Consider the following 20,664-nt stretch of genomic DNA (forward strand, 5'->3'; position numbering starts at 1 on the left):
ATGATGCGCCTGTCCCACGCCGTCCTCGCCGCCGTCTCGCTGATCGCCCTGGCCGCTTCCCCGCTGGAAGCCGCCAGGAAGAAAAAGCGCGAGGTCGAGCGCGACTATTATATGCCGACGGTGGCCCAGCCGATCGCGCCGGCCGCGAACGGCTCCATCTTTCAGGCGTCGATGGGCTATACCCCGCTGACCAGCGGCGCGCGCGCCACCACGGTCGGCGACATCATCACCATCGTGCTGGTCGAACGGACGCAGGCGAGCAAGACCACCAGCGCCGACACCGCCCGCAACGGCTCGGTCGGCCTGACCCCGCCGACGACCGGCATCCTGTCCAAGCTGATTTCGCCCACCGACATCGGCGCCAGCGGCCAGAATACGTTCACCGGCAAGGGTGGCGCCAGCCAGTCGAACGCGCTGACCGGCGAAATCACCGTGACGATCGCGGCGGTCTATCCCAACGGCACGATGCTGGTGAAGGGGGAGAAGGCGCTGACGCTCAATCGCGGCGACGAGTTCATCCAGATCAGCGGTCTGGTCCGCCAGGCCGATATCGCGCCCGACAACCGCATCGCATCGACCCGCGTGGCCGACGCCAAGATCATTTACAAGGGCAAGGGCGAAATCGCCAATGCCAGCCGTCAGGGCTGGTTCCAGCGCTTCTTCTCCGCAATCAGCCCCTTCTGATGGAAACCGGAACCGCCATGATCCGTCCCGTCCTTATTCGGATGCTTCGCCTGATCCTGCCGATCCTTGCGGTCCTTGCCGTGCCGGCCCACGCCGAACGGATCAAGGATCTGGGCACGTTCCAGGGCGTCCGTCCCAACCAGCTCACCGGATATGGCATTGTCGTGGGTCTGGCCGGCACCGGCGACGACAGCATCCAATATGCGACCGAAGGCATGAAGGGCGTCGTCTCGCGCTTTGGCCTGACCCTGCCGCAGGGCGTCAACCCCGCGCTGAAGAATGCGGCGGCGGTCCTCGTCACCGCCGACCTGCCCGCTTTCGCGAAGCCCGGCCAGCGCCTCGACGTCACCGTATCGGCGCTGGGCAAGGCCAAGTCGCTGCGCGGCGGTACGCTGATCATGACGCCGCTGCGCGGTGCGGATAACGAAATCTATGGCATGGCGCAGGGCAACCTGGCCGTCGGCGGCCTGGGCGTCACCGGCGCGGATGGCAGCCAGGTGTCGGTCAATGTGCCGTCGGCCGGTCGCATTCCCGGCGGCGCGACGGTGGAACGGGCGGTCGCGACCGGCTTCGACACCGCGCCGACGCTGACCTTCAACCTGGCCGAAGCCGATCTGACCACGGCTCTGCGCGTGGCGGACGGCATCAACCATGCCTTTGGCGATCGCCGCGCCCGCGCGACCGACGCCGTGTCGGTCGCGATCGACGCGACCCCCGGCGCCGAAGACCGCATCATGATGATGGGCATGATCGAGAATATCGAGGTGTCGCCGGCCGACGCGCCAGCCAAGGTGATCGTCAACGCGCGCACCGGAACGGTCGTCATCAACGGCGCGGTGAAGATCCATCCGGCCGCCGTGGCGCACGGCAAACTGACCGTCAGCGTCAACGAAAGCCCGCGCATTTCGCAGCCCGCCCCCTTCAGCCAGGGCCAGACCGCGCTGGAGCAATCCAGCAGCATCAGCATCGACGAGCAAAAGAAACCGATGATTAATTTTAAAGGTGGAGCCTCGCTGGCCGATATAGTGAAGGCGGTCAATGCGATCGGGGCTTCCCCGGCGGATATGGTCGCAATCCTCGAAGCCTTGAAACAGGCGGGCGCGATGAAAGCGGAACTGGTGGTGCTGTGATGCAGGTAACGACGACGACCAGTGCCGCCACGACCGGCGCCACATCCTCGCAAAAGGCGCAGCTTCAAAAGGCCGCGCAGCAGTTCGAGGCCGTGTTCCTGCGCCAGATGATCGGCGCGATGCGCTCGGCCAGCCTGGCCGAGGGCATCACTGATTCCAGCGCGACCCAGCAATTCCAGGACATGGCCGACGCCCGCACCGCCGATGCCATGGCCGGCAAGGGCGCGATGGGCATCGCCGAATTGCTGATGAAGCAGTTCGGCGCCCGTGTGTCGGACACGCCTGTCGCGACTGACGGCACAAGGGCGACCGGCGCATGAGCGACCTGTTCGTCATCGGCGCGTCCGGCACGAAAGCCTATCGCACGGCCATGGCCGCGATCGCGGAGAACATCTCCAACGCGAGCACCGAAGGCTATGCCCGCCGGTCCGTGACGACGATCGAATCCGGCGCATCGACGGCGACCATGTCGCTCTATATTTCGCGCGCCAATTTCGGCGGTACGCAGGTAGCGGGCGTCAATCGCGCATCCGACCCCTATCTGGACGCAACGGTCCGCAATACCGGCATGGCGCTGGGCAGCGCCAATGCGCGCCTGCGCTGGCTGAGCGATACCGAAACGGCGATGAACGACACCAGCACCGGCATCGGCCAGTTGATGACCGGCATGTTCCAGAATATGGAAAAGCTGGCAGCCAGCCCGACCGACACGTCATTGCGCGTGACCACGCTGGACAGCATCAGCCGCGTCGCACAGGGTTTCAACCAGACCTCCGCCGACCTCAAGACCGTGTCCGAGGGCATCGCCACCGAAGGCCAGGCATCGGTCGCCACGATCAACCAGTCGCTCGACGCGCTGGCCGACATCAACAACAGCCTGTTGCGCGCGCAGCCGGGTACGTCTGCCTATGCGCAGTTGCTCGACAGCCGCGATTCCGCGCTCCAGACGCTGTCGGAGAATATGAACATCACCATCAGCTTCGGCGCCAATGACAGCGCCGAAGTCAGCTTCAACGGGCAGACGCTGGTGAGCGGCAATGCCGCCACGCCCGTCGCCCTGACGGCCAATGACGATGGTACGCTGTCGCTGGGGCTGGCGGATGGCACGGCGCTGACCGCACCGGCCAGCGGGACGCTGGGCGGGCTGTTTTCGGCCGCCAACACGGTAGCGGACCGCCGTGAAAGCCTGGACACGCTGGCGGCGCAGTTCGTCACCGACCTCAATGAATGGCATGCGCAGGGCGTGACCGATGGCGGCGGCGCGGGTGCCGCGCTATTGTCCGGCACGACGGCGGCGACACTTTCGGCGCTGGTGACAGACCCGGCCCAGCTTGCGCTCAAATCGTCCGATGGCACGGCCAACGGCAATCTGCTGACGGTCGGCACCGCCCTGCGCGGCAATGGCAGCGTGGAGCAGAACTGGACGTCGCTGATCGCCCAGCAAGCCACCTTATTGTCGTCGACCAAGGCGGAAGCGGAAACGGCGTCGAGCCGCAACGACCAGTCGGTCGCAGCACGCGAAGCGGTGAGCGGCGTCGATCTGGATATGGAAGCGGCGGACCTGTTGCGGTTGCAACAAGCCTATTCGGCGTCCGCCAAGATCCTTCAAGTCGCCAAGGATACCCTCGATTCCATCATGAACATCATCTGACGGAGGACTGAGTCATGGTAGGCATCACCAACAAGATCATGCTCGCCGAAATCCGCCGGCAGCAGAAACTGTCGCAGGAACTGGTCGCGGGCCAGACCGCGATCTCGACCGGCATCACGCTCAACAAGCCGTCGGACGATGCGCTCGCCTGGGTGCAGGTATCCGACGTCGGCCGGGCGCAGGCCCAGCAGGCCGCCTGGCAGGCCAATGTCAGCTATGGCAATGCGCGGTCCGGCAGTGCGGAAGCCAATCTGTCGGAAATCGACAATCTGCTGACCCGCGCGCAGGAACTGGTGACGTCGGCCCGCAACGGCTCGCTCAACGCAACCAACCGGGCCGCGATCGTCGAGGAAATGTCGACCATCCGCACCACCATCGACGAATTGGTGAACCAGAAGGATTATCAGGGCGTATCCGTGTTCGATGAGGACCAGAGCGTTCTGGTGCCGGTCAGCCGCGGCCTCAACCTGGCCGTCGTGGGCACGAAGCAGGAGGTTACGACCGTCGACGTCGACGGCACGTCCATGTCGATCGACGATATATTGGCGCAGGGCATCGCCGCCGTGCAAAGCGGGGACGACGCCGCCATGGCCTCGGCGGTGACCGCCACCCAGACCGCGCAGGGCCATATCACCGTCGAGCAGGCGAAACAGGGCGTGCGCAGCGACCGACTGGAAGTGATCGGCACGCGCCTGACCGATGTCGACCTGGGCCTGACCGAAAAGCGGTCGAATCTGGAATCGACCAAGCTGGAAGAGGTGATCGCCAGGGTGAAGTCGGGGCTGTTGCAGCTTGATGCGGCGCAGACGACCTTCGCACGGATCAACCAGCAGACGCTGTTCGACCTGATCAAATGATCCGCCGTAAAAAGGCGCCACGGTCCTAAACCGGACGCTAACCAGTCCGTATTAACCTTAAGAACGGCGTCACCATCACAGACGCCATCGGACTACCGCCTGCGGGGCGTTTCAATCGGGGATAATCATGTTCGCAGCCATCGGCCTCGTCATTCTGATCGTCATGGTGTTCGGCGGCTTCGCCTTCACCGGCGGCGACCTTGGCCCGGTGTTGCACGCCCTGCCCCATGAAATGCTGATCATCGGCGGCGCCGCCGTCGGCGCGCTCGTCATCGGCAATAGCGGCGCGGACTTAAAGGCGCTGGGCGGCGGTCTGGGCAAAGTGTTCAAGGGCGCCAAATATAAGAAGCAGGATTTTCTCGACTGCATCTTCCTCGTCAGCAAGCTGATGAAGACGCTGCGGGTCGAAGGGCCGGTCGCGCTGGAACCGCATATCGAAGACCCGTCCAGCTCCACCATCTTCACCGAATATCCCAAGCTGATGAAGGACAAGGCGCTGGTCCACCTGATCAGCGACACGCTGCGTCTGGTCGTCATCTCGTCCGGCACGCTCGATCCGCACGCGGTCGAGGATGTGATGGATAACGCGCTCAAGACCCATCACCACGAAGCAATCAAGCCGGCCGACAATCTGCAAGGGCTGGCCGACGCCCTGCCCGCGCTCGGCATCGTCGCGGCGGTTCTGGGCGTGGTGAAGACCATGGGGTCGATCGACCAGCCGCCCGCGATCCTGGGCGCGATGATCGGGTCGGCGCTGGTCGGCACCTTCCTGGGCATTCTGCTCGCCTATGGCATGGTCAATCCCTTCGCCAATCGCTGCCGGTCGGTGATCGAGGCGGACGGGGCCATCTATCAGGTCGTCAAGCAGATCATCATCGCCTCGCTCCACGGCCATCCGCAGCCGCTGGTGATCGAAGCCGCCCGTTCGGGCCTGACCCACGCCAACCAGCCCGGCTTTGCCGAAGTGTTCGACGGCATGCGGGGCAAATAAGCCATGGCGGAAAAGAAGCGCGGCGCGAACGAGCCGGAACCCCGGCCGATCATCGTCAAGAAGATCATCGTCGAAGGGCATGGCGGCCATCATGGCGGCGCCTGGAAGGTCGCCTATGCCGATTTCGTGACGGCGATGATGGCGTTCTTCCTGCTGATGTGGCTGCTGGGCGCGACCACCGAAAAGCAGCGCAAGGGCCTGGCCGACTATTTTACGCCGACGCTGGTGCAGATGAAGGAAAATTCGGCCGGGTCCAACGGCATGTTCGGCGGCGACAGCATGATGGGCAAGGACAATTACCCCACTACCGGCGGTCAGGGCAATCTGGCCATCACCATTCCCCGCGACGCCAGCGGCACGAAGGATCAGGGCGGCAAGGCCACCCGCGCGGCCGACCGGCAGAAGTTCGAGGCGATCAAGAAGAGCCTGGAAGAGCGCATGATCGCCAGGGGGCTGGGCAAGCTGCGCAAGAATGTGCGCTTTACCGAGACGCGCGAAGGGCTGCGCATCGACCTGATCGACGAGGCCGATTTCGCGATGTTCGCCATGGGCACGGACCGGCTGGTGCCGCAGGCCCGCACCCTGATCGGCGAAGTGGCCAGCGTGTTGCAGACCATGCCCAATCCCCTGATCGTGCGCGGCCATACCGATGGCCTGCCCTATGCGTCGGGCCGGACCATGAACAACTGGATGCTGTCATCCAGCCGCGCCGAATCGACGCGGCAGGTGCTCAGCCAGTCGGGCATCGGCAATGACCGCTTCGCCCGGATCGAGGGCGTCGCCGACCGCGAACCGTTCATCAAGGACGATGCCTATGACCCGCGCAACCGGCGCATGTCGATCATCCTGGGCTGGACCCGTGGCAGCGGCAAGGATGATGCCGAGGATCAGGATCCCGAAACCCAGGCGGCGATCAGGGAACGCGACAATCCGCAGCGTGTGGCCCGCGAGCAGGCGCAGAAGCTGGACATGGGCGGCACCGGCCTGCCGACAGGCGCGGCACTGGTCAACCCGGCCGCACCGGGCACGTCGAACAAGCCCGGCAAGCATTGACCCTAAGGGCGGCGATGCTGGACGTCGCGGCCTTAACTTCGCACTTTTCCCGCCGGATTCGACATTTCCTGTCGCGAGACGGCCATTATGTGTCGAAGCGGCGCCCAGCATAGCTTGAAGCGGCGGGATAGGACAGATTTGGGTGGATTTCAGTCAGTCAGCTTTTGGGGCGGACAATCAGGCTAAGCGGACGTTGCCCTGCAAGGGCACGGTTTTCGCTTGCCGCCAATCTCGGTCGTTCAGGGAGGCGGCCGTGATACCGAAAGCGGACGTTCGTCCGGGTGTCACGGCAATCTGTTCTGTCGGGGAAAGCGGTTGCGGTATTTGTAGCAGAGTCGATAATTCGGCATTGCAAACCGGATTTTGCCGGGTCACATCCTCACTATGGCTGCCGAGGACAATGAGCTTTCAATCAGGTCGCGTTACGGGCTGCTGCGCGACTTGGTGCCAATCTACAGCCTTTATCAACTGCTTCCCAATCTGATTGCCGTCGGGCTTTTTCTTTGGCTGAGCGATAGGCTGGGGCATTTCCCGCCGACCCTTATTCTACTCCTGATGCTGGGCTGGTTGTTGCAGTTCGTCCTCAGGCCCTCCTTGATGATCGTCTCGACGGATCAGGCAGCGTGGCTGGAGGCCGTGCTGGAGGCGCAGGGCTTTTTTGCCAAATCCGAAACCGATGCCCGCTGGCGAATTATCGAAAAGAAGTGGTGGCAGCGGTGGCCGCATCAGTTCATCGAATTTGTCCCCGGCGACACCGTGACGGTGATCGCGCCGCGCGAAGTGATGGAGGCGCTACGCGGCAGCCTTGAACTGTTGGAAGAACATGGTGAGTTGCGGTTCGCCTCGGAGGCCCAGCCCTTCGCGTTCGAACCGCCCGAACCCGAACCCGAGCTATCTTGGCAAATGAAGGTGCCTGCGGTGCTGCTTGGTACGGGCTGCGTGGTCTCGATGGTCTGGACATTATTCACCGGTGGACCGGAGGGCCTGCTCCGCTGGGGGCTGTCCGCCAAAGCGCTGTCCGAGGGACGATTCGAGACGATCTTCCTGCACATGTTCGCGCATGGCGGCGGGATGCATCTGATGATGAACATGACCGCGCTGGCAGCAATCGGCCCCACGCTTACATCGCGGCTTGGACCCGTCCCGATCAACGGTCTGCGCTTCGGGCTATTATTCTTTCTCAGCGCATTGGCCGGGGCTGCCGCCTATCTGGCGCTGCACCCTTTCGGCGCAGTGCCGATGGTCGGTGCGTCGGGCGGCCTATACGGCCTTCTCGGCCTGATGATCCGAACGCCTTCGGATGGGGGGGGCGTGCTGGCGGTCAGGTCCAAGCGAGTACAGCGCATTGGCTTGGACCTGATAAAGCAGAACGCATTCCTCTTTTTGATGCTCGCGTTTATGGCATGGGCGAGCGGCACCGCCGGAGGTCTGGCGTGGGAGGCACATCTGGGCGGCTTCCTGTTCGGCTTGTGCATCGGCCCGAAGCTGCTGCCGCGCGCTGGGGCGACCACGCTCGATGAGGCGCTGCCTCCCGAAACTTTCGTGCCTGCTAAATAGGCGTTGAGGGCCAGACCGGGGTAATGGAAGTAGTCCGGCAATCTCCGCATCGGACCGGTTGCTAACATTAGTCCCGCGTGCGGACGAACGGCCGGAATTCCTTGTTCCCGCTCTGAAAGCGGACAGGCCGCTGACGGCCCAACTTCTCAAATGCGGTCGCTTTATCGATGTCCGGTTTCTGGAAGTAACGAAAGCACCTGCATGACGACATCTGGTCGCTACCGGACCCTCCGAACCCGGCCCGCTCCCCCCGAAAGGCTTTCCTAATAGGATTTTCTCTGATCTGTCCTCCCGGATGACCCCGTCAGCCCGCATCGCACCGCCGCATTCGTTCACCCGAACCGACGCGCCGGTGGCGCGCGAGTGTGACCCTGATGGCGCGGCACCATGACCCAGGCGACGCATACCCCTGACCCAGCCGGCGCATCACGGGCGTGTCGCTGTCGCGTCACGGGCGCATTTCGCCCACATCCGCCCCGAAATGCACCCCATCAACGGTGTGAACTTTGGCGGCGTGACCCCGGCGTGACCATGAAGCCCCCTTTCCCCGCCAAATCCGCGCCGCTGCTCCAGCTTCCCCTTCATCTTGCCGCGCGCTTGTTCTATGCCCGCATTCCCATTCCCAGAAGGACGCCATTTTGATCCTGGATATCGCCGCCGCCGCTTCGGGCGCCATTCAATTCAAAGATCTCGGGCTGGACCCGGTGGCCCTCAATCTGGGCTTCTTCACGCTGAAATGGTACAGCCTTGCCTATCTGGCCGGCATCCTGATCGGCTACTGGTACCTGCTCAAACTGGTCGACCAGCCCGGATCGCCGATGGCGCGGCGCCATGCCGACGACATGATCTTCTACGCGACGCTGGGCATCATCATCGGCGGGCGGCTGGCCTATGTGATCTTCTACCAGCCCGAAATTCTCCAGCATCCGCTCGACGTCTTCAAGCTGTGGAATGGCGGCATGTCCTTCCATGGCGGCGCGGCGGGCGTGTCGCTCGGCATCCTCTACATGGCGCGCAAGGAAAAGCTGAGCTGGCTGCGCATCCATGACTATGTCGCCTGCGTCGTGCCCTTCGGCCTGTTCTTCGGCCGCCTCGCCAATTTCGTGAATGGCGAACTCTGGGGCAAGGAAACCGACGTCCCCTGGGCGATGGTCTTCCCGACCGGCGGCCCCTTCGCCCGCCATCCCAGCCAGCTTTATGAAGCCGCGCTGGAGGGCGTTGTCCTGTTTCTCATCCTCGCCTTCGCCTTCTGGAAGACGAACGCCCGCTACAAGCCGGGCATGCTGGTGGGCATTTTCCTGGCTGGCTATGGCTGCTTCCGCTTCGGCGTCGAATATTTCCGCGAGGCCGATGCGCAGTTGATGGAGTTCGCCGCGCGCACCGGCCTGCACATGGGCCAGTGGCTGTGCCTGCCGATGATCCTGGGCGGCCTCTATCTGATCGTTACCGCCAAGGGCCGCCGCCTGCGTGTCGAGCCGGTGGCCGGGACCAGCAGTGTCGCCTGAACAGCCCGATCTGGCCCGGCGTCTCGCCGGCCAGATTGCTTCGGGCGGCCCGATCTCGGTCGCCCATTATATCGGCGAAGCGAACCAGCATTATTACGCCAACCGCGATCCGCTGGGCGCGGACGGCGATTTCACCACCGCGCCGGAAATCAGCCAGATGTTCGGCGAACTGGTGGGGCTGGCGCTGGCCGATATCTGGATGCGCTCAGGCCGGCGTCCCGATCCCGCCTATGTCGAATTGGGGCCGGGACGCGGCACGCTGGCGTCGGACGCGATCCGCGCGATGGCGCGCGCCGCGCTGGCGCCCCATCTCCATCTGGTCGAAACCAGCCCTACCCTGCGGGAACGGCAGCGCGCCTTGCTGCCCCATGTCGCCCATCACGACACGATCGACAGCCTGCCCGAAACCGGGCCGCTGCTGGTGGTCGCCAATGAATTTTTCGACGCTCTGCCGGTGCGCCAGTGCATCCGCGTCGGCGACGAATGGCGCGAGCGCGTCGTCGTCAGCCGGGAAGTGGAGGGACGCTTCATCCCGGTGCCGGGTTATCGCCGCATCGAATCGGGCCTGCCCCCGCTTGCGGTGGAGGCGCCGGAGGGGGCGATCATCGAATCCCCCATCGTCGGCGCCGGCATCGCCTATGCCCTCGCCCATCGCATCGCCCGGCAGGGCGGCGCGGCGATCATCATCGACTATGGCTATGAAGGCCCGGCGCTGGGCGACACGTTACAGGCGGTCAAGGCGCACCAGTTCGCCGATCCCTTCGCCGATCCCGGCGAAGCCGACCTCACCATCCATGTCGATTTCACGGTGCTGGGCAATATGGCGCGGCAGGCCGGATTGCGCGTCCATGGCCCGGTCGGCCAGGGCGCCTTCCTGCGACAATTGGGCATCGACGCCCGCGCTGAGCAGCTTGCCAACACCGCCCCGGCGCGCGCCGCCGAAGTCGAAACCGCCCGCCACCGCCTGACCGACGAGGCGGAAATGGGCATATTGTTCAAGGCGATGGCCTGGACCCACCCTGACTGGGCCGACCCGGCGGGATTCGGCGCCTGACCCTGATGCGCCTTACTCTGATGCGGCGGATTCAGGCCGGGAACTGGCAATTGCGCTGAGCTATCAGGTCAGCCAGACCGACAAGGCGGGAAAAGCCGTGGTGCGGCAGGTCCCCCCGCACGATATCCGCGCCGGGCAGGCCGAACCGTTCCAGCGTGCGGTCTACGATATGGCAAAGCCGGGCAAAGTCGGCGTCCACCGCCTCCCGCGCCGCAGCCGCAATCCGCTGCCGGTCCGGGGACGAGGCCCGCAGATAGGCCACTCCTTCCGCCACCGCATCGGCGGCCGCCTCGACATAGACGGAATTGGCCGGCGTCAGATAGCGGTCCCGGCCGCCCCGGTTCGCCGTCGTCACCACCGGCAAACCCGACAGCAGATATTCGATCGTCGCCCGATTCTGCCCTTCCCGTTCGGACAGAATCAGCCCGCAACGCGCGTCCCGCAGGTGCTGCGCCACATCCTCCACCCCCAGCCAATGATAGGCGCCGTCGCGGATATTGGGACAGGTCAGGCCCGGCTGAACCGCCTGCATCCGGTCCACCGCCTCGCTCGTGATGTCGACGGAAATCAGGCAGAGCGACGCAATCTTCGATGCCAGCGCGATCCGTTTATAGGGCTGGTGCCCGGCGATGTAGACGGCGTCGAACAGGGATGGACCCGCTGGCTCCACCGGCCTGGACCGGCGCATCCATCCGCTTCTGGAAACAGGCTGCGGATCGGCTGGTGCAAACTTGCCCGGATCGGCCAACGAATGCTCGCCACAGGCGTAAAGCATGACGGCCGGATGAAGCTGGTCGCGGATCACGAAATCGAACGGGTCATTGACCAGCAGCACATAGCCATGCTGGGGAAAGGCAGTGGCCGCTTCGTTCACTGCGGCGATCACCCGCTGCGAAAATCCGCCCGGCCCCAGTGTCCACATCGGGTTCATCAAGAAGAAATGGCGGACCGGCGTGTCCATGAATTCCGGCACGCTCACCATGCTGGCCGGAAGATCGGCATTACTGAGGCCAACCGCATAGACCGGATATCGGCGGCTCAGCAGGCTACCGCTGACGACAGTGGCAGGGTCTATCGGCATGTGGTTCCCCTGAAGGCAGGCGGCATTATCCGCCTAGTCTTCCTGGTGATAACGGCCCAGCCTGCGGATGAAACCGATCAGGCCGGTCTGGCGGCTGCGCTTCATCCGTTCGGCATGCAGGATGGTCTGGACGCGCTGGAAACAGGCATCCGCATCGACATTGCACAGCACATAGTCATAGCCGTCCCAATGGGCGATCTCGCCGGCGGCGCGGGCCATGCGGCCTTCGATGACGTCGTTGCTGTCCGTCGCGCGCCCGCGCAGGCGGCGTTCCAGTTCTTCCATCGACGGCGGCAGGATGAAGATACGGACGACATCGCCGCCGGCAATCTGGTGCAACTGCTGCGCGCCCTGCCAGTCGATGTCGAACAGGACGTCCTTGCCCGACTTCAGCATCGCCTCGACCGGGGCGCGCGGCGTGCCGTAACGCTGGCCGAAGACATGCGCCCATTCGAGAAATTCATGGTCCGCCGTCATGCGGCGAAACGCTTCCAGATCGACGAAATGATAGTCCTTGCCGTCGACCTCGCCCGGCCGCATCGGCCGCGTCGTCGCGGATACCGACATGGACAGGTCCGTTTCCGCCGCCAGCAGCTTGCGCGCGATCGTGGATTTGCCCGCGCCGGACGGCGAGGACAGTACGAAAAGCACGCCACGGCGCTTGAAATCCGGAGTCTCGGTGGGGATGCTGTCGGCCATGGCCGCTAGTGCCTCCGCCGACGCGCTTTTGCAAGAGGGCTATGCCCGCATGCTATTGCCGGCTTTATCCCTTGGCCTTGCGCGCGCTTTCGATCGGGATGGGGCCGGGCGGGACCGGATCGCCGCTCTTGTCCGGCAGCAGCTTGATCGCCTTCTTGCGGTCGACCTCCCGCTTCGCCTCGAACAATTTGCCCGCCATATAGGCGCCGGTCACGAACAGGGCGCCGGCGGGATAGCGCATGATGATCCGCTTGACCCCAGCCCCGGCGACCAGGCCGAATATACCCTTCTTGCCGGTCGCCGCCGCGACCCGCGCGGCGACCACGGTGGCGCCGACGCGGGCCGCTTTTCGCAGCAGCCCGGCCTTCTTGGGCGGACGGATCGTCACCAAAGGTGCGGCAGGCTTGGGCATTTTCCTCTTCATAGAGGGTTAATGTATCGCAGCCCCGCCGGTTCCGCCAGTTGCTCTGGATCAGACCATATTTTCCGGCCGCACCAGCCGGTCGAAGGTCGGCTCATCCACCAGCCCCAGTTCCAGCCCGGCCTGCTTCAGTGTCTGGCCTGTCTTGTGCGCATGTTTGGCGATGGCGGCGGCATTGTCATAGCCGATCTCCGGCGCCAGCGCCGTCACCAGCATCAGCGACCGGTCGACCAGTTCGGCGATCCGCGCCTCATTGGCGACCAGCCCGTCGACGCAGCGTTCGGCGAAACTCTCCATGCCCACGCTCAGCAGATGGATGGAGCGCAGCACATTGGCGCCGATCAGCGGCATGAACACGTTCAGCTCGAAATGGCCCTGCATTCCGCCGACCGTCACCGCCTGATGATTGCCGATCACCTGCGCCGCCACCATGGTCAGCGATTCGCACTGGGTCGGGTTGACCTTGCCCGGCATGATCGAGCTGCCCGGCTCATTGGCCGGCAGGTCGAGTTCGCCAAGGCCGGACCGCGGTCCCGACCCCAGGAAACGAATGTCGTTGGCGATCTTGGTCAGCGCCACCGCCAGCGTATTGAGCGCGCCGGAGAAGAAGACGAGGCCGTCTTTGGCGGCAAGCTGCTCGAACTTGTTGGGCGCGCTTTCGAAACCGGTGCCGGCAATGTCGCTGATCGCCGCGACCATATCCTGCGCCCAGCCGTCCGGCGCATTGAGGCCGGTGCCGACCGCCGTGCCGCCGATCGCCAGCTTGCGGATATTGCCGTTGAGCGCCCCTTCGATTCGCGCCTTCGCGCTGATGAGTTGCGCGGCATAGCCGGAAAATTCCTGTCCCAGCGTCAGCGGCGTCGCATCCTGCGTATGGGTGCGACCGATCTTGACGATATGGCCCCAGGCCTGCGCCTTGGCGGTCAGCGCGCCGGTCAGCTTTTCCAGCGCCGGGATCAGACGGTCGCGTGTGGCGATCACGGTCGCGACATGCAGCGCGGTCGGGAAGCTGTCGTTGGACGACTGGCTCATATTCACATGGTCGTTGGGATGCACCGGCGTCTTGCCGCCGCGCGTGCCCGCCAGTTGCTCATTGGCGAAGCCGGCGATCACCTCGTTGACATTCATGTTGGTCTGGGTGCCCGACCCGGTCTGCCAGATGACGAGCGGGAACTGGTCGTCCAGCCGGCCCGACACGATGGTCTGCGCCGCATCCTCGATGGCGGCGACGATCTTGCCGTCCAGCCCATGCTTGCCATTCACCCGCGCTGCCGCCTGCTTCACGATCGCCTGGGCATGAACGATACCGAGCGGCATCCGCTCCGTGTCGCCAAACGGAAAATTCTCGATGCTGCGCTGCGTCTGCGCGCCCCAATAGGCGTCGGCCGGAACCGCGATGGCGCCAATGCTGTCGGTTTCGGTGCGGGTGGCGGACATTCAGGACTCCCAGTTAAGAATCAATCGCAAATCTGGGTCCGATGTAGGGTGGAGCCGAAAAAAACCAAGCGCTGTTTGCAAAGCAGCGGCCGAAGCCATTCACAGCAAAAGGAAAAGTGCCAGAAACTGAATCGCAAGGAGCCAGAGCGCCATATCCATCGCCCAGTCCTTGCCCCGCAAATGCAGTGGCCAAGCCAGCATCATGGCGGTCCAGAAGAGATAGGGCGAAACGAGAGCCCCAAGCGTGACAATGCGCATCACAGCCGCGCGGCTTGTTTCCTCCGACCAGATCGGCGAAAAACCAAGACCGAGCGGAGCCATGAAAAGTATGAGCGACAGGGGCAGCCCGACCAGCGCCGTCAGGCCCCATTGTCCAAAAAAACTTCCCTTGTCCTGGGAAGCCAGGGTCATTTCTTCTTCCCGAAGTCCACGGTCACGACGTTGGACCCGTCTTCGTTCGTCACCACCGGCCCGTCATTTTCGGCCACGTCGTGCGGCTCAGGCAATTCGTCCGCCGCGACCTGGAACTGGAGCGCGAAATTGACCGCCGGATCGACGAAGGCCGTGATCGCCGAGAAGGGAATGGTCAGCAGCGCCGCGACCTGGTTGAAGGTCAGGCTGACCTGGAACAGGTCGCTCTGTACCTTCAAGTCCCAATATTTATTCTGGAGGACGATGGTCATTTCGTCCGGGAAACGCTCCACAAGATGCTTGGGGATGTCGACGCCCGGCGCGCTCGTCTTGAAGGTGATATAGAAATGATGCGCGCCCGGCAGTCCGCCGGACTGCTGCACTTCGCCCAGCACGCGGCCGACGACTGCGCGCAGGGCCTCCTGCACGATTTCGTCATAGGGAATCAGGCTGTCGGGCAGGTCTTCGCTCATGGCCCAATGTCCTAGCGGCACGAAACCGACGGTCAACCCCGTCCTGACAGATTGCATGAACGGCGACACACGCTATAGGGCGGCCATGCGCACGGCCGAGATTCACCGCAACACGGCGGAAACCCAGATCGACGTCACCGTCAACCTCGACGGGACTGGCCTCTATACGGTGTCGACGGGCATCGGCTTTTTCGATCATATGATCGAACAGCTTTCGCGCCATTCGCTGATCGACATGACCGTCAAGACCGTAGGCGACCTGCATGTGGACCAGCATCACACGACCGAGGATACCGCGATCGCCATCGGCGAAGCGGTGGCCAGGGCGCTGGCCGACAAGCGCGGCATCAGCCGCTATGGCAGCGTCTATTCGCCGATGGACGAAACGCTGAGCCGCGTGGCGCTCGACATTTCGGGCCGTCCCTGGCTGGTGTGCAAACTACCCTTCACCGTCACCAAGATCGGCGAATGGGACACGGAGATGGTGGAGCATTTCTTCCACAGCTTCGCGCAGGCCGCCGGCATCACGCTGCACATCGAACTGCTCTATGGCAGCAACAACCATCATATCGTCGAAAGCGCGTTCAAGGGTCTGGCCCGCGCGCTGCGACAGGCGGTGGAGATCGACCCGCGCAAGGCGGACGCGATCCCGTCGACCAAGGGCATCCTGTAAATCTTACCGAAGGGCCATTCCATGTTCGTCATTGCGCTCACCTATACCGCTTCGATCGAAGTGCTGGACGGGCATCTGGCGGATCATCGGGCATGGCTGGACCAGGGCATTGCGGACGGCTGGCTGTTGCTGGCCGGGCGGCGCGAACCGCGCACCGGCGGCATATTGCTGGCGCGGGGCGAGCGGGCTGACGTCGAACGGCTGGCCGCGACCGACCCCTTCGTGCGGAACGGCGCAGCCACGGTCGAGGTGATCGAATTTCATCCGGTGCGCGCGGCCGCCGGCGTCAGTCTGGAGAGCCTGCTGGCATGACCATCGCCCTGATCGACTATGGCGCGGGCAACCTCCATTCGGTGCACAATGCCCTGCGCAAGGCGGGCGCGGAGAATGTCGTCATCACCGCCGATGCCGATATCGTGGCGAAGGCCGACCGTATCGTCCTGCCGGGCGTGGGCGCGTTTCGCGCGTGCCGCGATGCGCTGGTGGCGATCCCCGGCATGGTCGATGCGATGAACGACGCGGTGAATCAGCGCGGGACGCCCTTCCTCGGCGTCTGCGTGGGCATGCAGTTGCTGGCCGATGCGGGCGAGGAATTCGGCCGGCATGAAGGGCTGGGCTGGATTCCCGGCACGGTACGGCTGATCGAACCGACCGACCCCACCGTGAAGGTGCCGCATATGGGCTGGAACGATGTGGTGCTGAACGGCGCAAACAGCGGGATTTCGGCGCTGATCGAAGCGGGGGAGGCCTATTTCCTGCACAGCTATCATTATGAGGCCGCCGACCCGGCGCATGTCGCCGCCGTGACCGACCATGGCGGGCCACTGGTCGCTGCGGTCGCGCGCGACACCATCATCGGCTGCCAGTTCCACCCGGAAAAGAGCCAGCGTTACGGCCTGTCCTTCCTGTCCCGTTTTCTCGACTGGCGCCCTTGAGGCTCCGCTCGCGCAAAGGTTGATCCCATGTCCCTGATCGTCTTTCCCGCCATCGACCTCAAAGGCGGCCAGGTCGTGCGCCTGGCCGAAGGCGATATGGATCGCGCCACCGTCTATGGCGACGATCCCGCCGCGCAGGCGCTTTTGTTCGCTGAGAGCGGCGCGCAACATCTGCATGTGGTCGATCTGGACGGCAGCTTTGCCGGCCATGCGGTCAATGCCGCAGCGGTCGAGGCGATCGTCGAAGCCTTTCCCGGCCATGTCCAGCTAGGCGGCGGCATCCGCAACCGCGAGTCGGTGGAGCGCTGGTTCGACCTTGGCGTATCGCGCATCGTCATCGGCACGGCGGCGTTGAAAGACCCGGCTTTCGTCAAGGCGGCGGCGCGCGACTTTCCCGGCGGCATCGTCGTCGCGGTCGATGCGCGCGACGGCTTCGTCGCGACCGACGGCTGGGCGGAAAAAAGCGACATGCCGGTGATCGACCTCGCCCGCCGGTTCGAGGATGCCGGCGTCGCCAGCCTGCTGTTCACCGATGTCGGCCGCGACGGGCTGCTCAAGGGCGTGAATATCGAGGCCACCGTCGACCTTGCCCGCGCGACCGCCATGCCGGTGATCGCCAGTGGCGGCGTGGCAGGAATCGCGGATATCCGCATATTGAGCCTGCATGCCGACGAGGGGATCGAAGGCGTGATCACCGGTCGCGCACTGTATGACGGGCGACTGGACCTGAAAACCGCGCTGGCGGTGGCGCAGGCGGCGGCGTGAAATAACGTTCGTTCGTCCTGAGTAGCCATTGAGCGAAGTCGGAGTCGAAGACGACCGAAGGGCAAATGGCGTATCGAAGGATCGATGCTTCGATACGGGTCTTCGACAAGTTCAGACCCTACGCGGCACGAACGGTTAAAGTGGAGTAGAAAATTGACAGTCCGCACCCGTGTCATCCCCTGTCTCGACGTCGCCAATGGCCGCGTGGTCAAGGGCGTCAATTTCGTCGACCTGAAGGACGCCGGCGATCCGGTGGAGCAGGCGAAACTTTACGATGCGGCCGGGGCGGACGAACTTTGCTTCCTCGACATCACCGCCACTCATGAGGCGCGCGGGACCATATTGGATGTGGTGCGGCGCACCGCCGAAGTCTGCTTCATGCCTGTCACTGTCGGCGGCGGCGTGCGCACGCCGGAGGATGCGCGCGCCTTGCTGCTCGCCGGCGCGGACAAGGTGGCGGTCAACAGCGCGGCGGTCGCGCGGCCAGAACTGGTCGCCGACATTGCCGACCGCTTCGGCAGCCAGTGCATCGTGGGATCGGTCGACGCCCGGCGGGTGGGCGAGAATCGCTGGGAAATCTTCACCCATGGCGGCCGCAAGCCGACCGGCATCGACGCGCTGGAGCATGCGCTGCGCCTCGCGGAACTGGGCGCGGGGGAACTGCTCGTCACCTCGATGGACGGGGACGGTACACGCCGAGGCTATGACCTTGCCCTCATCCGCGCCATTGCCGATGCCGTGTCGGTGCCGGTGATCGCCAGCGGCGGCGTAGGCACGCTCGACCATCTGGTCGAAGGCGTGGTCGAAGGCCATGCCAGCGCCGTGCTGGCCGCTTCCATATTTCACTTCGGTCAACATACCATTGCCGAGGCGCATCAGGCTTTGGCCGCCGCGCATATTCCGGTGCGCAGCCATTAAGGTTTACGCGGTTCAGATATGTCGGGTTAATTGACATTAACCATGTTCACCCGGCGCTTGTTCCGTCGGATAATCGCGCAAATGCGTCACTTGGCAGAATTGGCACGCAATCTGCGTAGGGAAGACAGGGTCGTTTCAGAACGATGCGTTCTTTTCGAAACAGGGTGACGAACATGAAAATCAGCAAACTTCTTCTTGTTGCCGGATCGGCCAGCCTGATGGGCCTGGCGGTCCCGGCGCCTGCCAACGCCACCTTCTGGTGCTGGTTCGGCAAGTGCGGCGGATCGTCCAGCGGCGGCAGCACCGGCGGTTCGACCAGCGGTGGTTCGACCAGCGGCGGCAGCTCTTCGGGCGGCGCGCCGACCCCGGTGCCCGAACCGGAACAGATGGCGCTGTTCGGCATGGGCGCGGCCGTTCTGGCCGGTCGCATGTTCTTCGCGAGCCGCAAGCGCAAATAATGGATTGACGGGTCGCGCGCGCGGCGCTTGATGCACTGCATGCGCGCGACCCTTCAAACCCTCGAACAGACCATCCGCCAGCGGCGGAGGGCCGATCCTTCGGCTTCCTATGTTGCCAAGCTGGCGGCCAGGGGCCGCGCCAAGATCGCGCAGAAGGTCGGCGAGGAAGCCGTAGAGACGGTGATCGCCGCCATGGCGAACGACCGCACGGAAATTGTCGGCGAGAGCGCCGACCTGATCTTTCACCTGATGATGTTGCTGGCCGACATGGACGTGCCGTTCGATGCCGTGCTGGACGAACTGGAGCGGCGGGAAGGCATGTCCGGCATCGCGGAAAAGGCCGCGCGTCCCAAAGACTGACGGCACGGACATAAATCACCTTCCTGGCGTTGATGCTTCGATCGTCACGACATGCAAAGGGGGAGAGATATGGTTCGCAGCTTGATCGGGGGCCTGCTCGGCGGCCTCGCCATGTTCATCACAGGCTTTATCTTTTGGGGCACACCGCTGTCCGCGCTGGCTTTGAGCCGCGTAGACGATCAGGCGAGCGCCAATTTGCAGGCGGCGATGGCGCAGGCGCTCACCCCGACCGGCACCGGCGTCTATGTGATCCCCGATCCCGCGACCGCGCAAGGCACCATCCTCTACGGGCGTGGGCCGGTCGCGCAGGTCTTCTACAACGAAGGGGGCTTTCCGGTGATGGATAGCAGCGCGCTGATCGGCGGGCTGATCCTGTCGCTGATCGTGGGTGTCGTCATCGCTTTGGCTCTGCGCTTTGCGTTGAGCGATTTCTCCAGCCGGGCGCGTGTCACCTTGCTGTTTGCGCTGGCGGCGGTGCTATGGCTGCATATCGGCCAGGCCGTGTTCAACCACGCACCCTGGGGCTATATCCTCTACCTCGCCTTCAGCGATTTCGTGGCGCTGGCTGCGGCCGGCCTGATCGCCGCCAAGTTGATGGAGAGCAAGGCGGATGCCGGCATGGCAACGACTGACGCGGGCACACTGCACTAAATCTCCTGCGCCATCCGGATCATGCAGGCGGCATGGCGGTGGGCGACGGCCATGCGATCTTCGCCATAGCCGCCGCCCATGGTGCTGGCGACGGGCATGCCCCGCCCCCGCGCCTGCCGCATGACATAGCGGTCGCGCGCATCCAGCCCGGCGTCGGTCAGGGCCAGCCGGCCCAACCTGTCCTCCCCATGCGGATCGACGCCGGCCTGATAGAGGATCAGGTCCGGCGCGAAATCGTCCAGCACGCGCGGCAGCACATCGGCCAGCACCGTCAGATAAGCGTCGTCACCGGTGCCGTCGTCCAACCCGATATCGAGCGTCGAGCGCGCCTTGCGCACCGGGAAATTCTTTTCCGCATGGATCGACAAGGTGAAGATGTCGGCTCGGCCGGCCAGCAGCGACGCGGTGCCATCCCCCTGATGTACGTCGAGGTCGAGGATCAGGATGCGTGCGGCATCCCCCTCCGCAATCAACCGATTGGCGGCAATGGCCAGGTCGTTCAACACGCAATAGCCCGCGCCTGTATCGGCCAGCGCATGATGGCTGCCACCCGCCGCATTGGCGGCATAGCCGTGAATCATGGCCAGCTTTGCCGCCAGCCATGTGCCGCCGGGCGACAACAGGGATCGGCGCATCACCCGTTCCGTCACCGCAAAGCCGATCCGCCGCGCCTTTTCCGGCGGGACGGTCAGGGTCAACACTTCATCGACATAGGCCGGATCATGGACGGCGTCGATCCAGATGCGGGGCATCGGTTCGGGCTCAACACTATGGAAGGGCACGGCGGTTTCATGCAGCGCCTCCATCACCAAACCATATTTGTCGAAACGAAATCGACTGCCCAGTGTTGCAGGGGAGACATAGGCGGGATGATGAACAACGTGCAGCATGATCTTTTCC

25 protein-coding genes are annotated in these 20,664 nt (G+C 64.2%); 18 read left to right on the plus strand and 7 right to left on the minus strand.

Annotated elements, in window-relative coordinates; translation table 11 throughout:
* Positions 1-3 precede the first annotated feature (3 nt).
* From ASE85_RS17665 to ASE85_RS17710, 10 genes are all read left to right on the plus strand, one after another.
* Positions 4-684 carry a flagellar basal body L-ring protein FlgH gene (locus tag ASE85_RS17665; protein WP_443018547.1) on the plus strand — a complete coding sequence of 227 codons (681 nt, stop codon included), beginning with the start codon at positions 4-6 and terminating at the stop codon, positions 682-684.
* Positions 684-1,814 carry a flagellar basal body P-ring protein FlgI gene (locus ASE85_RS17670; protein ID WP_056691532.1) on the plus strand — a complete coding sequence of 377 codons (1,131 nt, stop codon included), beginning with the start codon at positions 684-686 and terminating at the stop codon, positions 1,812-1,814. Before ASE85_RS17665 ends, ASE85_RS17670 begins: the two co-directional genes overlap by 1 nt.
* The gene (locus tag ASE85_RS17675) at positions 1,814-2,134 is read left to right on the plus strand and encodes a rod-binding protein (protein WP_056691535.1); all 321 of its coding nucleotides are present in this window, start codon (positions 1,814-1,816) and stop codon (positions 2,132-2,134) included. Before ASE85_RS17670 ends, ASE85_RS17675 begins: the two co-directional genes overlap by 1 nt.
* Positions 2,131-3,465: a flagellar hook-associated protein FlgK gene (gene flgK / locus ASE85_RS17680; protein ID WP_056691538.1), complete on the plus strand. Its 1,335-nt coding sequence runs from the start codon at positions 2,131-2,133 to the stop codon at positions 3,463-3,465. The genes ASE85_RS17675 and flgK overlap by 4 nt, the downstream gene beginning before the upstream one ends.
* 14 nt (positions 3,466-3,479) lie before the next feature.
* Positions 3,480-4,322 carry a flagellin gene (locus ASE85_RS17685; protein WP_056691540.1) on the plus strand — a complete coding sequence of 281 codons (843 nt, stop codon included), beginning with the start codon at positions 3,480-3,482 and terminating at the stop codon, positions 4,320-4,322.
* A gap of 127 nt (positions 4,323-4,449) precedes the next feature.
* Complete coding sequence (gene motA / locus ASE85_RS17690; protein ID WP_056691543.1) at positions 4,450-5,313, plus strand: flagellar motor stator protein MotA; 864 nt, start codon at positions 4,450-4,452, stop codon at positions 5,311-5,313.
* A 3-nt stretch (positions 5,314-5,316) separates the two neighbouring features.
* Positions 5,317-6,366 carry a flagellar motor protein MotB gene (locus ASE85_RS17695; RefSeq protein ID WP_056691546.1) on the plus strand — a complete coding sequence of 350 codons (1,050 nt, stop codon included), beginning with the start codon at positions 5,317-5,319 and terminating at the stop codon, positions 6,364-6,366.
* A gap of 384 nt (positions 6,367-6,750) precedes the next feature.
* Positions 6,751-7,923 carry a rhomboid family intramembrane serine protease gene (locus ASE85_RS17700; RefSeq protein ID WP_235523605.1) on the plus strand — a complete coding sequence of 391 codons (1,173 nt, stop codon included), beginning with the start codon at positions 6,751-6,753 and terminating at the stop codon, positions 7,921-7,923.
* Positions 7,924-8,561: 638 nt separating this feature from the next.
* Positions 8,562-9,428: a prolipoprotein diacylglyceryl transferase gene (lgt, locus tag ASE85_RS17705; protein ID WP_056691556.1), complete on the plus strand. Its 867-nt coding sequence runs from the start codon at positions 8,562-8,564 to the stop codon at positions 9,426-9,428.
* A complete protein-coding gene (locus ASE85_RS17710) occupies positions 9,418-10,482 on the plus strand; it encodes a class I SAM-dependent methyltransferase (RefSeq protein WP_056691559.1) in 1,065 nt (354 codons plus the stop codon). Before lgt ends, ASE85_RS17710 begins: the two co-directional genes overlap by 11 nt.
* Positions 10,483-10,513: 31 nt before the next feature.
* Here ASE85_RS17710 and ASE85_RS17715 read toward each other — a convergent pair whose 3' ends face one another.
* From ASE85_RS17715 to ASE85_RS17740, 6 genes are all read right to left on the minus strand, one after another.
* Complete coding sequence (locus tag ASE85_RS17715) at positions 10,514-11,563, minus strand: glycosyltransferase family 4 protein (protein WP_056691562.1); 1,050 nt, start codon at positions 11,561-11,563, stop codon at positions 10,514-10,516.
* Between the two features lie 33 nt (positions 11,564-11,596).
* Positions 11,597-12,262 (minus strand): guanylate kinase, encoded by a 666-nt coding sequence (gene gmk / locus ASE85_RS17720; protein WP_056691568.1) that lies wholly within the window; start codon positions 12,260-12,262, stop codon positions 11,597-11,599.
* Between the two features lie 64 nt (positions 12,263-12,326).
* Positions 12,327-12,674 carry a hypothetical protein gene (locus tag ASE85_RS17725; protein WP_443018543.1) on the minus strand — a complete coding sequence of 116 codons (348 nt, stop codon included), beginning with the start codon at positions 12,672-12,674 and terminating at the stop codon, positions 12,327-12,329.
* 60 nt (positions 12,675-12,734) lie between these two features.
* Positions 12,735-14,120 carry a class II fumarate hydratase gene (gene fumC, locus ASE85_RS17730; protein ID WP_056691571.1) on the minus strand — a complete coding sequence of 462 codons (1,386 nt, stop codon included), beginning with the start codon at positions 14,118-14,120 and terminating at the stop codon, positions 12,735-12,737.
* A gap of 99 nt (positions 14,121-14,219) precedes the next feature.
* Positions 14,220-14,531, minus strand: coding sequence for a hypothetical protein (locus ASE85_RS17735; protein WP_056691574.1), 312 nt, complete (start codon positions 14,529-14,531; stop codon positions 14,220-14,222).
* Positions 14,528-15,004 carry an SspB family protein gene (locus tag ASE85_RS17740; protein ID WP_056691576.1) on the minus strand — a complete coding sequence of 159 codons (477 nt, stop codon included), beginning with the start codon at positions 15,002-15,004 and terminating at the stop codon, positions 14,528-14,530. Before ASE85_RS17740 ends, ASE85_RS17735 begins: the two co-directional genes overlap by 4 nt.
* A gap of 85 nt (positions 15,005-15,089) precedes the next feature.
* Between ASE85_RS17740 and hisB the strand changes: the two genes are divergently transcribed.
* The 8 genes from hisB to ASE85_RS17780 all read left to right on the plus strand — a co-directional run bounded on the left by hisB (position 15,090) and on the right by ASE85_RS17780 (position 19,764).
* Positions 15,090-15,677, plus strand: a complete 588-nt coding sequence (gene hisB / locus ASE85_RS17745; RefSeq protein WP_056692047.1) for an imidazoleglycerol-phosphate dehydratase HisB — start codon at positions 15,090-15,092, stop codon at positions 15,675-15,677.
* Between the two features lie 21 nt (positions 15,678-15,698).
* A complete protein-coding gene (locus ASE85_RS17750) occupies positions 15,699-15,989 on the plus strand; it encodes a YciI family protein (protein ID WP_056691578.1) in 291 nt (96 codons plus the stop codon).
* Positions 15,986-16,612, plus strand: a complete 627-nt coding sequence (hisH, locus tag ASE85_RS17755; RefSeq protein WP_056691581.1) for an imidazole glycerol phosphate synthase subunit HisH — start codon at positions 15,986-15,988, stop codon at positions 16,610-16,612. Before ASE85_RS17750 ends, hisH begins: the two co-directional genes overlap by 4 nt.
* Positions 16,613-16,639: 27 nt before the next feature.
* Entirely contained in the window at positions 16,640-17,377 is a 738-nt protein-coding gene (gene hisA, locus ASE85_RS17760; RefSeq protein ID WP_056691584.1) for a 1-(5-phosphoribosyl)-5-[(5-phosphoribosylamino)methylideneamino]imidazole-4-carboxamide isomerase, read from the plus strand.
* 153 nt (positions 17,378-17,530) lie between these two features.
* A complete protein-coding gene (gene hisF, locus ASE85_RS17765) occupies positions 17,531-18,295 on the plus strand; it encodes an imidazole glycerol phosphate synthase subunit HisF (protein ID WP_056691587.1) in 765 nt (254 codons plus the stop codon).
* 173 nt (positions 18,296-18,468) lie between these two features.
* On the plus strand, positions 18,469-18,753 hold the full coding sequence (locus ASE85_RS17770; RefSeq protein WP_056691590.1) for a PEP-CTERM sorting domain-containing protein: 285 nt from the start codon (positions 18,469-18,471) through the stop codon (positions 18,751-18,753).
* Between the two features lie 39 nt (positions 18,754-18,792).
* Positions 18,793-19,113: a phosphoribosyl-ATP diphosphatase gene (locus ASE85_RS17775; protein WP_056691592.1), complete on the plus strand. Its 321-nt coding sequence runs from the start codon at positions 18,793-18,795 to the stop codon at positions 19,111-19,113.
* Positions 19,114-19,182: 69 nt separating this feature from the next.
* The gene (locus ASE85_RS17780; protein WP_056691595.1) at positions 19,183-19,764 is read left to right on the plus strand and encodes a hypothetical protein; all 582 of its coding nucleotides are present in this window, start codon (positions 19,183-19,185) and stop codon (positions 19,762-19,764) included.
* Here the strand turns inward: ASE85_RS17780 and ASE85_RS17785 are convergent.
* Positions 19,761-20,654 (minus strand): histone deacetylase family protein, encoded by an 894-nt coding sequence (locus ASE85_RS17785; RefSeq protein ID WP_056691599.1) that lies wholly within the window; start codon positions 20,652-20,654, stop codon positions 19,761-19,763. The two genes, ASE85_RS17780 and ASE85_RS17785, sit on opposite strands and share 4 nt — an antisense overlap.
* Between the last annotated feature and the right edge of the window lie 10 nt (positions 20,655-20,664).

The organism is Sphingobium sp. Leaf26, from assembly GCF_001421665.1.
Taxonomy (GTDB): Bacteria; Pseudomonadota; Alphaproteobacteria; order Sphingomonadales; family Sphingomonadaceae; genus Sphingobium.

Coding starts and splice junctions, on each gene's coding strand:
- ASE85_RS17665 (WP_443018547.1), top strand. CDS start 4: ATGCGCCTGTCCCACGCCGTCCTCGCCGCCGTCTCGCTGATCGCCCTG.
- ASE85_RS17670 (WP_056691532.1), top strand. CDS start 684: ATGGAAACCGGAACCGCCATGATCCGTCCCGTCCTTATTCGGATGCTT.
- ASE85_RS17675 (WP_056691535.1), top strand. CDS start 1,814: ATGCAGGTAACGACGACGACCAGTGCCGCCACGACCGGCGCCACATCC.
- flgK (WP_056691538.1), top strand. CDS start 2,131: ATGAGCGACCTGTTCGTCATCGGCGCGTCCGGCACGAAAGCCTATCGC.
- ASE85_RS17685 (WP_056691540.1), top strand. CDS start 3,480: ATGGTAGGCATCACCAACAAGATCATGCTCGCCGAAATCCGCCGGCAG.
- motA (WP_056691543.1), top strand. CDS start 4,450: ATGTTCGCAGCCATCGGCCTCGTCATTCTGATCGTCATGGTGTTCGGC.
- ASE85_RS17695 (WP_056691546.1), top strand. CDS start 5,317: ATGGCGGAAAAGAAGCGCGGCGCGAACGAGCCGGAACCCCGGCCGATC.
- ASE85_RS17700 (WP_235523605.1), top strand. CDS start 6,751: ATGGCTGCCGAGGACAATGAGCTTTCAATCAGGTCGCGTTACGGGCTG.
- ASE85_RS17715 (WP_056691562.1), bottom strand. CDS start 11,563: ATGCCGATAGACCCTGCCACTGTCGTCAGCGGTAGCCTGCTGAGCCGC.
- gmk (WP_056691568.1), bottom strand. CDS start 12,262: ATGGCCGACAGCATCCCCACCGAGACTCCGGATTTCAAGCGCCGTGGC.
- ASE85_RS17725 (WP_443018543.1), bottom strand. CDS start 12,674: ATGCCCAAGCCTGCCGCACCTTTGGTGACGATCCGTCCGCCCAAGAAG.
- fumC (WP_056691571.1), bottom strand. CDS start 14,120: ATGTCCGCCACCCGCACCGAAACCGACAGCATTGGCGCCATCGCGGTT.
- ASE85_RS17735 (WP_056691574.1), bottom strand. CDS start 14,531: ATGACCCTGGCTTCCCAGGACAAGGGAAGTTTTTTTGGACAATGGGGC.
- ASE85_RS17740 (WP_056691576.1), bottom strand. CDS start 15,004: ATGAGCGAAGACCTGCCCGACAGCCTGATTCCCTATGACGAAATCGTG.
- hisB (WP_056692047.1), top strand. CDS start 15,090: ATGCGCACGGCCGAGATTCACCGCAACACGGCGGAAACCCAGATCGAC.
- ASE85_RS17750 (WP_056691578.1), top strand. CDS start 15,699: ATGTTCGTCATTGCGCTCACCTATACCGCTTCGATCGAAGTGCTGGAC.
- hisH (WP_056691581.1), top strand. CDS start 15,986: ATGACCATCGCCCTGATCGACTATGGCGCGGGCAACCTCCATTCGGTG.
- hisA (WP_056691584.1), top strand. CDS start 16,640: ATGTCCCTGATCGTCTTTCCCGCCATCGACCTCAAAGGCGGCCAGGTC.
- ASE85_RS17770 (WP_056691590.1), top strand. CDS start 18,469: ATGAAAATCAGCAAACTTCTTCTTGTTGCCGGATCGGCCAGCCTGATG.
- ASE85_RS17775 (WP_056691592.1), top strand. CDS start 18,793: ATGCGCGCGACCCTTCAAACCCTCGAACAGACCATCCGCCAGCGGCGG.
- ASE85_RS17780 (WP_056691595.1), top strand. CDS start 19,183: ATGGTTCGCAGCTTGATCGGGGGCCTGCTCGGCGGCCTCGCCATGTTC.
- ASE85_RS17785 (WP_056691599.1), bottom strand. CDS start 20,654: ATGCTGCACGTTGTTCATCATCCCGCCTATGTCTCCCCTGCAACACTG.